The sequence below is a fragment of the Adlercreutzia murintestinalis genome, from assembly GCF_943192905.1.
GTDB classification, from domain to species: domain Bacteria; phylum Actinomycetota; class Coriobacteriia; order Coriobacteriales; family Eggerthellaceae; genus Adlercreutzia_A; species Adlercreutzia_A murintestinalis.
Map to the genome: position 1 here is coordinate 1 of NZ_CALPCC010000001.1, position 14,427 is coordinate 14,427.

A 14,427-nucleotide genomic window follows, 5' to 3' on the forward strand; every position below is an offset into this window, starting at 1 on the left:
CCGAAAACTTTATTATGTTTAAACTTTTCGGAATTTTCTGTATTGATTCATCATACCCTAATCAATGCACTTTATCCACTGCGGATCATCGGCCTGAATCAGGACGAGAAGGCCTCTGGCGGCATGGCTGGGCTGACGTTTCTTTTTACGCAACCGATGAAGACAGATACAGTCACCTACTCAGTGGGAGAGGGCCAGCCGACCACTTCCTGGGAGACGTCGAATGCACGCACGTGGCTGAATTCTGGACAGGGCTGGACAGGGCTTCCGGCAGGCGTCCGTGGTGCCATCAAGCAGGTCAAGAAGATCAGCGTTCGTGGAGACATGGGCTGGGGCGACAGATCAACCTGGCAGATCATCAATACCGTCGACAGCGTGTTCTTCCCCTCGTTCAAAGAGCTATCGACCAGGGCCACTGTCGCCAATGAGCCTATAGGTGTCGGAGCGGATAAGACAGAGTGCTATCTTGTCGTTGCCGCTGGCGCAGTGACCAATCCCGAAGGTGACTTTGGAGGCAAGGGTTGGGAACGTGACTACAATTCACAAAATCACTTTACGTATGCGTTCAACAACTCTGTTGGTGCACCTACTTGGGTCCGTGGGAGCAGCCCTCTTTCCTATCGACCTGCCTTCTGCTTCTAGATACAGAAGGTCTATCGATGCAAGCAACCTGCCCTGGGTCTTCGGGCAGGTTGCTTCTTTGTAGCTGTTGGATGTTTGCCTGTGTCGTCTTTGCCTAACGTAAAGGTATCGCCTTACAGGCAGAATGCGGGTGTGATAGACCTAGGCGCCTTGTCTATTTCAAAGGATCCTATGTTTCCATTGGTGTATACGTAGAAACCATACGTGCCGCTATATGTATCTCTCAAAAAGCTATTTGGGTAAAGCCTCTGCCTAAAACTCAGTTCTCCCATTGCGGTCGCAGCCAAATAGATCTGATCCTTATTTGGACCCAGGCCAAGCCTTGCATCCGCCGTATCCGCGTGGGTTTGGCTGATCTCGCCCCTTGCTAATACGAACAGCGAGTCGGTCGTATCCGTATATTTTCCTGCTCCATATTGTTCGGTTACTACACTTCTCTTCTTTACTGGCACGATTGCATTCTTTACGTTTGCTGCAAGATTGTTGATGCCATCCGCTGCGAGATAGCTGCCTACAACAGTTGTAGGCCACGAGCCACCACCGCTCGTCTGCTTAGTGGTCATCGGTGTTGCAAACAAGAAGGTAAGCCCCGCCATGCCGCCTGAGGCCTTCTCGTCTTGGTTCAGACCGATGATTCGCAGCGGATAAAGTGCATTATTCCAACGTACCTTACACTCGTAGTTCGTACCATCTCCGGTGCAGAAATCGTAGTACATGTCATAGAGCCAATTGCCAGCACTGAGGTTTGGGAGTTCCTCTGCATCCGCCTTGACCTCAGCAAGACTATACGTAACCTCATGAGCGAAGCGCTTGTCCGTTAGATAAAAGTCTGCCGCATTCTTGTCTGCAGCCGTCATGGGCCCGGCACCACGCACTCCCTCGTAGACAAAGGTGCACTTCATGAGCTCCTGGTCGGTTCCGGGACTCTTAGCCGCCTCCTTAGCAGCATCCTTAGCAGTGCTCCCTGTCAGATTCAGCACGAAATCAGCATTGGTGGACGCACTCTTCGGCAAGACATACCCAACAGTTGGATCTGCAGAGATGCCCGTTGTATCCGATTTGTAGACTTCTCCGGTAGCATCTGGTTTCCAGCCTTCGCGCAGTTCCTCATTGTAAAGGCTTGTCAGATGCAAGGACGCTTTCGACTGAGGATCAAGGTCGAAGTAGTCTGCCACCTTAGAAGAATCGCATTGTATCTGGCTGATGCGAACGGGATTTGAAGAATTGTTCTTGAACGTAGCGGTTCCCTTAACCTCTGCAGGATTATCGATATTGATGCCTCGGGGATATTCATTTTGCAGAGTGATGGTCACAGGAGAATCTACATTCGTTTGGGGTGCATATGCTCTTGTCTCAGCCGCTACCGATGGCTCATCTGACTCATCTGCAAAAGCGGAGCCCGCCTGAGCGGCTATCGTGAAGGGACTGAGGCTTGCCGCCATCACAACGGCGAGCGCACACGACGCGAGTCGCTTGGAGAAAGTAGCTTTCATTGTCTGAACCAATCCTTCATCATTCGGCTAGAAGCCGACCGTCGGCGAACCGACGCATGGTCACTACATTCCCCATTCAACTTGTGCGAGTTTCACATATTTCCGCGCACGGTCACAAGAACCAATCGATCGATTGCGGATTTTCTCCACAAACCTGCGGTTGTAGAAACTTCTCGCACTAACCGCGACCCAACCGCAATCCTCACCAGAGTAACCGTAATAGGTTGCGCCCGACCTTGAAGAGGTTTGACAAAAGGCAGAAGCCTCTCGTGCTGAGCACATATCTGAGGCTCTTTTGGCAATTGGGATCGTTTTTGGTGTCTAGGGGTGTTTCTGGTGACTAGAGCAGTTCTGACAATTGGGGGCATTTCTGACAATTGGGGGCGTTTCTGGCAACTATGAGCACTTTCAACAATTGGGATCATGGGCACGTTCGACAATTGGAGTCGTTCCTGGCAAAGATTGCCCTTATTGCCACAGGATCGCCAACGAGCATTCCCCACTCACGGCAGGCACAAGCGTCTGAACAGGCATTACTTTCCGAGGAAGAAGTCTAGCATTTGAGAAAGGGAGTCAAGAAGCGGCCTCAAAGTGCCTTGTCGTGGCAATAAGGTCGATTCTTGCCAGAAATGGGTGCTTGAGGGTTCCGTTTACTGACCACAATGCTGAGGCCGTATTGTCGCGCGGGCGATGTGGCCAGCTGCGGCTACCTGGTGCCTCCACTTTATACCGACCTCACTCGATGCCGAGGCCGTATTGCCGCGCGGCCGATGTAGCCAGCTGCGGCCGCCCGGTGCCGCTACAATAGGGAGCACGGGAAGGGAGTGATGGATCTGGCATCGGATCGCCTAAAAGAGCTGTGGTGCGCGCCGTGCGTTCTGACCATCACGGGGCTGGCGCTGTATTGGCCGATGTTTCGCCGCCCGTTCCTCGGAAGCATCTTCACGCAGGTTGCGCCCGAGCTGTACGGAGCCTTGTTCTTCTTCCAAGTCATTGCAGTGGTGGTCGGATTCATGCTGGCCATGGCTCCCGAAGCGCTTGCGCGGCTGGTTGAGCGACCGACGCCGCTGGCTGTTGCGAGCAGCGCCCTGATGTTCGCCAGCGCGCTCTACATTCAGCTTGCGGGCGACCAGTGCGTGGCGGGGCTGCTTGCGGTGAGCACGCTGTTCTTGGTCGTGGGGTTCGCGGGCGTTGGCTTTTTGTGCGCCACGGTCTGCCATCAGCTTGGAAAGGCCGCCCCCTGTGCGCTGGTGCTGTCGTTTTTGGCAAGTTTTCTCGTGGGAATGGTGGAACTGGTGCCGGAAGGCGCCCGCTGGGCCTCGGCGCTGCTGCCCGTGCTCTGCACCGGATGCTTGCTGCTTGCCCGGCGCGGGCTTCGCGCACGCAACGCGGAATGCGCGGCCGACGCAGGCGCAGCGGACGCAGGCGAAACCGACGCAGGCGCGGCCGACGCAAGCGCAGCGGACGACGATTTTCGCGGACGCTGGGTGCGCGTGCTGGGACCCTACACCATTGCGCTCATTCTGGTCACCATGCTCGCGGGGGTCTTCACGCGCAGCAGCTGGCTCTTCCACGCGGTTGGCTATAACCCGAGCCTGCGCGGGCTGCTCACCTACCTGTGCTCGGTGGCGATCGCCACCATCATGGCCGCGCTGTTCCTGCGTGCACGCAATACGCGAACCGCTTTTCTCACCTGTTTGGCGCTGCTGTTGTGCGCCGTTCTCACCGGCGTCATCGCGTGCGCCGTCACCGAGGGGCGCGTCGGCGGGCGCCTGGTCACCTCTGCGTATACTTGCGCGCAGTTCTGCCTGTGGATGTTCTTGGTGCTGCGAGCAGGCTCGGCCACCGAGATGGTTTCGTCGGTAGGGTTTTTCCTGTGCATCGATCAAACGTGCTCGCTGCTGATGAACTATTGCATCCCCGGCATGTTGGGGATCGATACCGAATCGGCCACGGGATATCTGATGCCTCTGGGGCTTGCGGGCACCTCGGCTATCTCTGTTGCCGCCCTGGTGATCGCTGCGGTGGCCTTCGTGCGCCTGTCGAGCACGGGGCGCCTTGTGCAACCCGATATCGCAGAGCGACTGGGAAGCCCGCATGCTGCAGACGCCATGCGAGCAGTGGCGGCAACAGCGGCCGAGGCTGACGGCAACGCACCCCTTGATGGCATGCTGCGTCAAGCCACCTCCACGCACACCTCAACACCTCCGCTCACCTCGTCACCTTTAGCAGCCACGACCAACCCCGATCACCTGGCCGCCCGTTTCGGGCTGACCGCGCGCGAAGCCGAAGTTGCCCTCTGTTTGGCCCGAGGCAACAGCGTGAAGCGCACTGCCGAGAAGCTCTACATTGCACCGAGCACCGTACAAAGCTTCTCGAAATCCATCTATCGAAAGATGGATATTCACTCCAAACAGGAGCTCATTGACGCATTCGCTGAATCCGAATAGCGCACTGCGCGCGAGGTGCGCGAAATGCTGCGCCAAGTATTACCTGTTCAGACGCCTTCTTTCTCGATTCCCCATGTTTCATGGGATGCGCGTGCGCGCTCGGTTGCGTAGCATCCTTCGCATCCTGAGAGAGGACGAAAGGAGAGCAAATGGCTGGAACGATTCTCGATGGAGGCGCCCTGTCGCGCCGCGACATGCTCAAGTTCGCCGGTGCAGCGACGGCGGTAGCGGCAGGTGCCACGTTGCTCGGGTGCTCGCAAGCTGGTGCCGAGCCCGCGAAGGACACGTCTTTAGCTGCGGGTGGCGTAGCTACCACCACGCTGGCCGAGGCAACGAGCCAGAACGTGATGAAAGTGGACACCAGCGTGCCTTCCATCAACCTGACCGAAGGGCTGGTGTACAAGCAGGTTCTGCCCGGTGGCACGCAGCTGCACGTGGATATGCTGGTCCCCGGCGGCAAGAAAGATGAGACCTACCCGCTGATCGTCTACATCAACGGCGGCGGATTCACTGGGTCGCTGCCGTCGCGCAGCATCACGCAGCGCATGGCCTTTGCGCAGGCGGGGTACGTGGTGGCGTCCATCCAGCACCGCGTGGTGCCCACGGCGCGCTTCCCAGAGCCGGTGGAGGACGTGAAGGCAGCCGTGCGGTGGCTGCGCGCGCACGCGGCTGAGTTCAGCATCGACCCGAACCGCGTGGGCACCGTGGGAAGCTCGGCGGGCGGCTACTTCGCCACCATGCTGGGCGTGACCGGAGACGTGAAGGAGTTCGACGTTGGCGAGAACACCAACGAAAGCTCGGCGGTGAGCGCGGTCATCGACCTGTACGGCGTGTCCGACCTGACCATCATCGGTGCCGACCTGCCCGACGGTCTGGAAGAGGGCCACAACTCGCCCGCCACCACCGAGGCCATGCTCGTCAACGGCACGGCGTTCGGCGACAACAAGGGCGCATCGGTGTTCGACACGCCCGAAGCCGCGGCCGAGGCAAGCCCGTTCACCTACATTGACGGCACCGATCCGGCGTTCCTCATCCTGCACGGCGACAAGGACACGCTGGTCTCGCCGGTGGCTTCCATGGAGCTGTACAAGCGGCTGCACGACGCGGGCGTGGAAGTGGAGCGCTACACCATCGAAGGCGCTGGGCACGGCGGCCCCATGTTCGATCAGCCTGCGGTGATCGACCTGATGGTGGAGTTCTTGGACAAGCACGTGAAGAACGCGGGTCAGTAGAGAATCGACAGCGGACCAAGAGCAAGGTCGGTGGCGAACCGCGGCTAGCTGCGCTGTCAGCCGCGACCCGCTCAGACCACCTGCGACCGCGACACCATAGGGAGGACAGGCAGCCCTCGCTCCGGGCGGTCTCTCGAATGAAGCCGATCCTCTCTCTTCTGGGGGCTCGCCCGTGCGGCGGGCCCCTTTTTGACTCTCTAGAGCACCGCCGTGGGCACCTCGCGAACATCACGATCGCGGCTGCGTTCTGCAATTGCCAAACCTCCAGAGTCCATATATACTTGTTCATATACTTGTTAGGAGGAACGGCGTGGCGCAGATCTCTCTGTATATGGATGACACTGCCATGGCCGCACTGCGCGCAGATGCCGAGCAGCGCGGTACCTCAATTTCCTCATACGCGCGCGAAATGCTGGAACGGCGTCATGAGACCGAGCGCAATGGGTGGACCAATGGCTGGCCACCGGGGTATTTCGACCTTTTTGGGAGCATCCCCGATTTCCCCGCGAGCACCGACGCTCCGCCCGAACCGATCGAAGCCTGGTGATCGCATGTACATGCTCGACACCAACATTCTGATCGATTTTCTTCGCGGCACCTCGCGCCTCATCTACGACAAGCTACGCGAAAGCGATGCCCGCCTGTTCGGCGTGTCGAGCATCGTAAAAGCGGAGTTGCTCGTGGGCGCTGAAAAGTGCCAGAATCCTGAGCAGGAGCGCTTGCGGGTGGAAATGCTGCTGCTCCCCTTTGAACTTGTGCCCTTTGATGGAATATGCGCGCAGCACTATGGACGTATCAGAGCTCACCTGGAACAAGCTGGCAAGACCATCGGGGCGAACGACTACTTGATCGCGGCTACCGCCTTAGCACGGGGCGCTGTGCTCATCACGAACAACGCGCGCGAATTCCAGCGCGTTCCCGGGCTTGCCGTGGAAGAATGGGCCGAGATCGCGCTTTAACGTGCGCGAGATGCCGGTATCGAGCATTGTTCGTTGGCATCATTCGGTAGCGCCATTCGATAGTGTCATTCGTCGGCATCATTCGGTAGCGCCATTCGGTAGCGTTACTCGTCCGCCTTTTTCTTCTCACGCTGCGCCGGGACGGTCCTCTACCGCGGCTTTGACGCAGCCGTTTTCTGCGACGCCGGGGCAAGAGAAGCGATGAGATCCTGGCGGCCAACGCGGCGCAGGGCCTCGCGCACCAGCTTGCGGTTCTTCGGATTGCGGTACTGAATGAGCGCGCGCTGCATGGCCTTCTCGTGCGGGTCCTTCGGCACGTAGACGGGCTGCATGGTGCGCGGATCCACGCCGGTGTAATACATGGCCGTAGCCATGCTGCCGGGCGTGGGATAGAAATCCTGCACCTGCTCGGGGTTGTAGCCCATATCGCGGCAGAATTCGGCCAGCTCCACCGCATCGGCCAGCGTGCACCCCGGATGTGACGACATCAAATACGGCACCACGTACTGCTCTTTGCCCGCCCGTGCGCATTCCGCCTGGAACGCCTCCACGAAGCGCATATACACCTGATGCGGCGGCTTGCCCATGCACGCGAGCACCGTATCCGACACGTGCTCCGGCGCCACGCGCAGCTGGCCGCTCACGTGATGCTCCACCAGTTCGCGCAGGAACGTCGGGTCGTCGTCGAGCAGCGCATAATCGAAGCGAATGCCGCTGCGCACGAACACCTTCTTCACGCCGGGCAACGCGCGCAAACGGCGCAGCAACGCCACATAATCGCCGTGGTCAACCTCAAGATTCGGGCAGGGTTCAGGCGCCAGGCATCGACGGTTCGTGCACGCGCCCGCCTTCAGCTGCTTGGCACATGCGGGCTGCCGGAAGTTCGCCGTAGGGCCGCCCACATCGTGAATGTAGCCCTTGAACGTGGGGTCCTCCGTTATGGCGCGCGCTTCTTCCACCAGCGCATCGGCGCTGCGACCCACGACGATGCGCCCTTGATGGAACGTGAGCGCGCAAAACGCACATTCACCGAAGCAGCCGCGACTGCTGGTCAGCGAGAAACGCACCTCAGAGAGCGCAGGCACGCCGCCGACCGCATCGTAGCTTGGGTGCCACGTGCGTGCGAACGGCAAGCGATACACCATGTCCAGCTCTTCTTGGGAAAGCGGCTCGGCAGGCGGGTTCTGCACCACGAACAGCGTATCGGAGTACGGCTCTACCAAGCGCTTGCCCGTGAACGGGTCAGAATTGTCGTATTGCACGGCGAACGAGCGCGCGAAGGCCAGCTTGTCAGCGCGCACCTCATCCCAGCTGGGCAGCAGCTGATAGTCGTAGATATGCTCGAGGGAGCGCACCCGACAGACGGTGCCCGGAATGTAGGTCAGATCGCGAACGGACAGGCCCGCCTCAAGCGCCTCAGCGATATCCACGATGCTGCGCTCCCCCATGCCATACGACACCAGATCGGCGCCAGAATCAAGCAAGATGGAGCGCTTCACCGCATCAGACCAGTAATCGTAGTGCGCCAGGCGACGCAACGACGCCTCGATGCCGCCCAAGATGATGGGCGTGTGCTTGAAGGTACGCCGGATCAGGTTCGCGTACACTACCGCCGCGTAGTCGGGGCGCCTGCCCATCTGGCCGCCCGGGCTATACGCATCGCGGCGACGACGGCGCTTCGCCACCGTGTAATGGTTGACCATGGAATCCATGTTGCCCGCCGACACCAGAAACCCCAGTCGCGGCTCGCCGAACACAGCCATCGAGGCCGCATCGCGCCAGTCGGGTTGCGCGATGATGCCAACGCGGAAGCCCTTCGCCTCCAGCAGGCGGCAGATGATGGCCGCGCCGAAGGACGAATGGTCAACATAGGCATCCCCGCACACATAGACGAAATCGACCTGATCCCATCCACGCGCAGCCGCCTCTTCGGCGGTTATGGGAAGAAAGCTAGTTGTTCGCGGCGGCATCGGCAGAAGCGGCGTTGACAGCATTGGCAGCCGCGGCAATGGCAGCAGGGTCCACCGTGGGCATGGTCGGATCGGCATAGGTGATATCGGCCGTTTCCACCAGCCACTTGTTAGCCTTCAACCGCTCGGCGCTCTCACGCAGCGCAAAGCCGCGCCCCGATTGCTCCATCTGCTCGCGCAGGGCCTTCGGGTTAGCCTGCGGATTCATGGCATAGCACGTCTCAAGGATATCCTCGTCGGTCAGGGTAAGCCTCTCGTGGCGGAAGATGGCATCCAGCGCGAACCCGATGACCAGCATCTGCCGCACCTGCATCATCATCAGCATGCTGAACTGCTGCTCGCCGCCCGCCTCCTGCATGAAGTCTTCCCAGCTGCGACCCTGCTGCTGCACCTGCTGGCGATACTGCGCCATCAGCTGGTCGCGCATGGCCTCATATGCCGCATCGGGAATGCTGCCCTCGAACCGCTCCGCAGCCTGTTCGGCAGCCAGCTGACGCACCTGCGCGTCGTAGTGCTCGCGCCCTTCCGCTTCCAGCTTGCGCGCGATGTCAGCGCGCAGCTGCTCCACAGTGTCGTAGATGGGCATGTGCTGCTTCACCCAAGCATCGTCGATCTGCGGTATCTCTTCGCGCTGAAACTCCAGCACCGTGACCGTTGCGTCCACCTTCTTCGTGATGGGCTTGAAGTCTTCGTCAAAATCGGGGCCATCGAAGCTGAACTCCTTCGTCTCGCCCGCCTTCATGCCCAGCACCTCGGCCTCGAAGCCTTCGGGCATGTACCCTTCGCCTGCCGTGTAGGTGCGGCCCTCGGTGGACAGCTGCTTCATCTCCACGCCGTCCTCGAACGCCTTGATGGCGATCTTGATGTCGTCACCCTTCTGCACCATGCGGTCGGGCGCCGCTTCCGGGTCGGCCACGTAGGCCTTGTAACGCTCGGCCAAATTCGCCACCTCGGCGTCAACGATCTCGTCGGTTATCTGGAACTTCGGCACGGTGATGCTCACCGGCTCATACGAGGTCAGCTCGTAGGCTGGCTTGGGCTCCACCGTCATTTCAAACGAGAACTCCTGCCCGCGCGCCAGCATGCCGGTGGCTTGAGGCTTGGGCGGATACAGCGGGACCAGATTCTTCGCATCGAGCGCCATGGGCACCAGCGCCTCCAGCGCACCCGGCGCCACGATGGCATCCAGGTCCTTCACGCCCATCTGCTCTTCGGCCACCTGCGCTGGTGTCTTGCCGGGCTCGGGCCGCAATCCCATGCTTTGCGCGAATGCGATCTGCGCGGCATCCATGGCCGCATCGATCTCGGCGGGCGTGGCCGTGACCTGCATCAGTATGGTGCCGTCTTGCTGCTTCTTCTCGGTTACTTTCATGTGCATCTCCTGATTTCAGAATAATCATCGTTTGATGCGCATTGTAGCAGCATACCGGCCCGTACAGGCGCACGAACTTCGATCTTGACGCGGTGCGCCCTACCACTCGAGCGTGTCGGCGGAATCGGGATGCGCATTGGTGGTCACCTCGGCCACATGTCCGCCATGAATGCGGATCACCCGATCGGCGATGCACTCGAACGCCTGGTTGTGCGTGATGACCATGACGGTGCGTCCTGTGTCGCGGCACGTCTGCTGCAACAAGAGCAAAATGGCCTTGCCCGTCTCGTAATCGAGCGCGCCGGTAGGCTCGTCGCACAGCAGCAGCTTCGGATTCTTCGCCAGAGCGCGTGCGATGGCCACGCGCTGCTGCTCGCCGCCGGAGAGCTGTCCGGGGAAATTCGCCAGCCGATGCCCCAGCCCTACTGCCTTGAGCGCCTCGGCGGCATCCATGGGGTCCTTGCAGATCTGGCTTGCCAGCTCCACGTTCTCCACCGCGGTCAGGTTGGCCACTAGATTGTAGAACTGGAAGACGAAGCCGATATCATAGCGCCGGTAGAACGTGACCTCTTTGGGCGTGTAGTCGCTGACGCGCACGCCATCCAGCACGATGCTGCCCGATGTGACCGTATCCATGCCGCCGATCATGTTGAGCAGCGTGGTCTTGCCCGAGCCGCTAGGGCCGACCACCACCACGAATTCACCGCGCTCAACGGTAAAGCTCATGTCGCGCACAGCGGACACTTCCACCTCGCCCATGCGGTAGGTCTTGCACAGCTCGCTCACTTCCAGAAATGCCATGGCCTTCTTCTTCCTCCTGCATACGGTCTTGCGCGGTCATGTGCGGCCCAAGCGGTCCCCCGCAGCCCAGGTCGTCTTGTGCGACCCGACCGGTCCCGCGGACTCAGGCGATCTAACGCAACCGGGTCGTACGGCCGCCACACCGCCCTATTCGTTCGATTTCAGGCTCTCCACCATGTTCACCTTATCCAACTTGCGGCGCATGACCAGCATCACCAGCACGGTGAACGCCATGGTCAGCACGAACGCCAACACGAAGCTCAACGCATGAATGTCGCGCCCGAACATGACCTGGTTCACCTCGGCGCTGGTCACCACGAAGTTCTCCAGGAAAATGCCCAGCACCAACCCCACCAGCGCACCCAGCACTGACAAGATGATGGTTTCGCGGAAAATGTAGGTCTGCACCTCGGCGCGCGTGAAACCCAGCACCTTCAAGGTGGCGATCTCGCGCATGCGCTCGGTGATGTTGATGTTGGTCAGGTTGTACAGCACGATGAACGCCAACGCCGCCGCAGCCAAGATCAACACCACGACCACCATGTTCACCGACTTGAGCGCCGTCTTGTAGCTGTCGATGGTCTCGTCGTTGTAGGCCACCGTCTTCACGCCCGCGACCTGCTGCAACGCGGCCGTGAACGCATCGCGCACGCCTTCGTCGTTGCTGATGTCGGCGAAGGTCGTCTCGAAGACGGGCGCATGCCCGAACGCGCGCTCGTAGGCCGCAGGCGAGAGGAACACCCGGTGCCCCACGTAGTTCTCGGCAATGCCTGCTACCGGCACGCTGACCATGGTGCCTGTGGCGTTGCCCATGGCATCCTTCTCGGCGATCACGACCGTATCGCCCACGGCAATGCCGTTCTCGGAAGCCAATTTCTCGGTGATGACGGCGCCCTCGTCAGAAAGCGTCAACGTCTGGCCGCTTTGCCGGTTGCGCAGGATCCACAGCTGCGCGAACGCATCGGGATCCTCCGGCACCACCACGTCAACCGATAAGTCCTCGGTAGCAGGGTTTGCCGCCGTTGCCCCCGGGCCCCCGCCCACGGCAACCATGCTCTCCTGATGCGCGCGTGCGCTCGTGGCGGCGTGGCCCACCTCGCGAATGTCTCGCTGTACCTGCGCGCGATCGGCCTCGGTGGCATCGTCTTCCTCGGTGACCACCACCGTGTACTTCACCAGCGCACCGAAATGCTTGTCGATGATGTCGTTGATGCTGTCTTGCAGCCCGAAACCGGTCAGCAGCAGCGCTGTGCAGCCTGCAATGCCCACCACGGTCATGAACAGGCGCTTCTTGTAGCGGAAGATGTTGCGACACGTCACCTTCCAGAGAAACGACAGCCGCCCCCACAGCGGGCGAATGCGCTCGAGCAGGATGCGCTTGCCCGCCTTGGGCGCGGGCGGCAGCATGAGCGCTGCGGGGCTTTCACGCAGGGTGGACAGACAGGCCGCCGCCGTGGCCAGCAGCGTGATGCCCACCCCAAGACCTGCCGCCGCAAGCGCGATGGGCCAATCGAGCTGCAAGGCCGCCGTTGGCACCACGTACACGATGGCATAGGCCTCCATGATGACCGCCGGTAGCGTGAAGCTGAGCGCCGCGATGCCCGCCACCGACCCAGCCACGCTGGCCGCTCCTGCATAGATGAGGTACTTCGAGGTGATGCGGCTGCGGCTGTACCCGAGCGCCTTGTACGTGCCGATCTGCATGCGCTCTTCGTCCACCATGCGCGTCATGGTGGTCAGCGCCACCAACGCAGCCACTAGGAAGAAGATCAGCGGGAACACCGCAGCGATGTTGCCCACGCGGTCGGCATCCATCTGGAAGCTTTCGGCGCCGTAGTTCTTCGAGCGATCCATGACGAGCCATTCGGGCATCTCGATGGCATCGATGTCGGCTTGCGCCTGCGCCAGGTCGGCTTCGGCCTGGGCGAACTCGGTATCAGCGTCGGCGCGCCCCTGCTCGTATTCAGCCAAGCCCGCAGCGTAATCGGCTCGCCCCGATGCCAGCTGACGCCGCCCGCTCGAAAGCTCGGCGGACGCCGCATCCAGCTTCTGCTGCGCGTCAGCCATCTGCGCGTCGGCGCTGGCGCGCTTCTGGTCCAGCTCGGCTTGCGCCTGCGTCAGCTGTTGCATGCCATCGTCGTAGCGCTTCTTACCCGCGTCGTAGGCCGCCTGGCCCTCGACCAACTTCTCCAGCTGGGTTATCTGCGCTTGCAGTTGCGCGTACTGCGGCAGGCTCTCTGGGATCTGCGCCAGCTGAGCCTTCAGCGACTGCACCGTGGCAGCCGCGTTGTCCTTCGTGACACCCTGCGCCGCCACGTGCGCCCAACCCGCATCCAGCTGAGCCTTCGTGGATTCGAGCGTGGCTGCTGACTGTTGCAGCGTGGCGCGGTTCGCATCTATCTGCCCCTGAGCGTCGGCCATCTGTCCCTGAGCGTCGGCACGCTGCTGATCGAGCTGCGCGGTGCCATTGGCGTGCTCGCGCTGGCCTGAGGCTATCTTGCCCTCGCTCGCCTTGATCTGTGTCTGCGCCTGGTCAAGCTGCCGCTTGGCATCGTCGAGCGTGGCGTTCGCTTCGTCGCGCTCTCGCTCATAGTCTGCGCGCGCCCGATCGAGTTCTTCCTGGGCCTGGTTTTGCAGTTCCTGGCGGCGTTGCTGCGCTTGTTCGGCCGCAATGGCCTCCACCCGATCCATGACCGCCGCCACCGCCGCGTCGTATGCCGCCGACGACCCGTTCAACTCGCGCGCGCCCTCCACCAATATGAACGCCTCGCTGATGGGGTAATCCGGCGAGAAATCGCTTTCGGGGATGTACATGAACTGCTCGATCATGCCGCTGCCCACCGACGTTGACCCCATGTCAGTAGTGGAAGTGTAGTACGGCGAGCTGGCCAAACCCACCACCGTGAACTCCGTGCGCGTCAGCACCTCGGCCAGATCGGTCGTGCCTTCGGTCAGCGTGATGGTGTCGCCCAGCTGCACCGGCTCGTTCATGATGCGGTCGGCTGAGATGACGCATTCGCCCGGCGCCTGGGGCAGCCTGCCCTCCTTCACCATCAGTTGGTTGATAGCGGGTTCGACGGCATCAAACTGCACTGCGTCGTTCGCCGTATCGTCCGTTGCGTCGTTCGACGCACCTTTGGACACAGGCTGGCCCTTCTCGAAGACCATACTCGCAATGGAATGGATGCGGAAGGCGTAGGGTTCGCCGCCCAACATGCCCTCCGCATCGGTCTCGCGATCAGCCTGCACCGCTTCCACGCCCTCAACGAGCGAGAGTGCGCGGACGTTCTGCTCGGAAAGGCCCATGGTTGACACTACGCGGATGTCGTAGAGCTCGGTTTCGTCATAGAAGGCATCAGCTGCCAGCTTCATGTCGGGCGCGGTCATCTGCAGACCCGCATAGAACCCCACGCCCAACGCCACGATGGCGAAGATGGCGATGAAGCGCCCCAGCGAATGGGTGATGGAGCGCCGTATCTCTTTGTTGAAAGCCTTCTGCTTCATCCCC

General features: G+C 60.9%; 10 protein-coding genes. 5 read left to right on the forward strand and 5 right to left on the reverse strand.

The features are described 5' to 3' along the window. The coding region (locus NFR19_RS00005) for a hypothetical protein (protein WP_251211722.1) at positions 1 to 642 on the forward strand (642 nt) is incomplete at its 5' end. Between the two features lie 113 nt (positions 643 to 755). Here NFR19_RS00005 and NFR19_RS00010 read toward each other — a convergent pair. Beyond that, a complete protein-coding gene (locus NFR19_RS00010) occupies positions 756 to 2,135 on the reverse strand; it encodes a DUF6273 domain-containing protein (RefSeq protein WP_251211723.1) in 1,380 nt (459 codons plus the stop codon). An 827-nt stretch (positions 2,136 to 2,962) separates the two neighbouring features. Between NFR19_RS00010 and NFR19_RS00015 the strand changes: the two genes are divergently transcribed. The 4 genes from NFR19_RS00015 to NFR19_RS00030 all read left to right on the forward strand — a co-directional run bounded on the left by NFR19_RS00015 (position 2,963) and on the right by NFR19_RS00030 (position 6,776). Beyond that, positions 2,963 to 4,585, forward strand: coding sequence for a helix-turn-helix domain-containing protein (locus tag NFR19_RS00015; RefSeq protein ID WP_251211724.1), 1,623 nt, complete (start codon positions 2,963 to 2,965; stop codon positions 4,583 to 4,585). A gap of 149 nt (positions 4,586 to 4,734) precedes the next feature. Continuing rightward, on the forward strand, positions 4,735 to 5,817 hold the full coding sequence (locus tag NFR19_RS00020; protein WP_251211725.1) for an alpha/beta hydrolase: 1,083 nt from the start codon (positions 4,735 to 4,737) through the stop codon (positions 5,815 to 5,817). Positions 5,818 to 6,127: 310 nt separating this feature from the next. Further along, complete coding sequence (locus NFR19_RS00025; RefSeq protein ID WP_251211726.1) at positions 6,128 to 6,364, forward strand: ribbon-helix-helix domain-containing protein; 237 nt, start codon at positions 6,128 to 6,130, stop codon at positions 6,362 to 6,364. A gap of 4 nt (positions 6,365 to 6,368) precedes the next feature. Further along, complete coding sequence (locus NFR19_RS00030; RefSeq protein WP_251211727.1) at positions 6,369 to 6,776, forward strand: type II toxin-antitoxin system VapC family toxin; 408 nt, start codon at positions 6,369 to 6,371, stop codon at positions 6,774 to 6,776. A gap of 149 nt (positions 6,777 to 6,925) precedes the next feature. Here the strand turns inward: NFR19_RS00030 and NFR19_RS00035 are convergent, their stop codons facing one another. The 4 genes from NFR19_RS00035 to NFR19_RS00050 form a co-directional block, all read right to left on the reverse strand. Further along, entirely contained in the window at positions 6,926 to 8,746 is a 1,821-nt protein-coding gene (locus tag NFR19_RS00035; RefSeq protein WP_251211728.1) for a YgiQ family radical SAM protein, read from the reverse strand. Then, on the reverse strand, positions 8,727 to 10,118 hold the full coding sequence (tig, locus tag NFR19_RS00040; protein WP_251211729.1) for a trigger factor: 1,392 nt from the start codon (positions 10,116 to 10,118) through the stop codon (positions 8,727 to 8,729). The genes NFR19_RS00035 and tig overlap by 20 nt, the downstream gene beginning before the upstream one ends. 99 nt (positions 10,119 to 10,217) lie before the next feature. After that, positions 10,218 to 10,919, reverse strand: coding sequence for an ABC transporter ATP-binding protein (locus NFR19_RS00045; protein WP_251211730.1), 702 nt, complete (start codon positions 10,917 to 10,919; stop codon positions 10,218 to 10,220). A gap of 147 nt (positions 10,920 to 11,066) precedes the next feature. Further along, entirely contained in the window at positions 11,067 to 14,423 is a 3,357-nt protein-coding gene (locus tag NFR19_RS00050; RefSeq protein WP_251211731.1) for an FtsX-like permease family protein, read from the reverse strand. Positions 14,424 to 14,427 lie beyond the last annotated feature (4 nt).

Coding starts and splice junctions, on each gene's coding strand:
- NFR19_RS00015 (WP_251211724.1), top strand. CDS start 2,963: ATGGATCTGGCATCGGATCGCCTAAAAGAGCTGTGGTGCGCGCCGTGC.
- NFR19_RS00020 (WP_251211725.1), top strand. CDS start 4,735: ATGGCTGGAACGATTCTCGATGGAGGCGCCCTGTCGCGCCGCGACATG.
- NFR19_RS00050 (WP_251211731.1), bottom strand. CDS start 14,423: ATGAAGCAGAAGGCTTTCAACAAAGAGATACGGCGCTCCATCACCCAT.
- NFR19_RS00030 (WP_251211727.1), top strand. CDS start 6,369: ATGTACATGCTCGACACCAACATTCTGATCGATTTTCTTCGCGGCACC.
- NFR19_RS00035 (WP_251211728.1), bottom strand. CDS start 8,746: ATGCCGCCGCGAACAACTAGCTTTCTTCCCATAACCGCCGAAGAGGCG.
- NFR19_RS00010 (WP_251211723.1), bottom strand. CDS start 2,135: ATGAAAGCTACTTTCTCCAAGCGACTCGCGTCGTGTGCGCTCGCCGTT.
- NFR19_RS00045 (WP_251211730.1), bottom strand. CDS start 10,919: ATGGCATTTCTGGAAGTGAGCGAGCTGTGCAAGACCTACCGCATGGGC.
- tig (WP_251211729.1), bottom strand. CDS start 10,118: ATGAAAGTAACCGAGAAGAAGCAGCAAGACGGCACCATACTGATGCAG.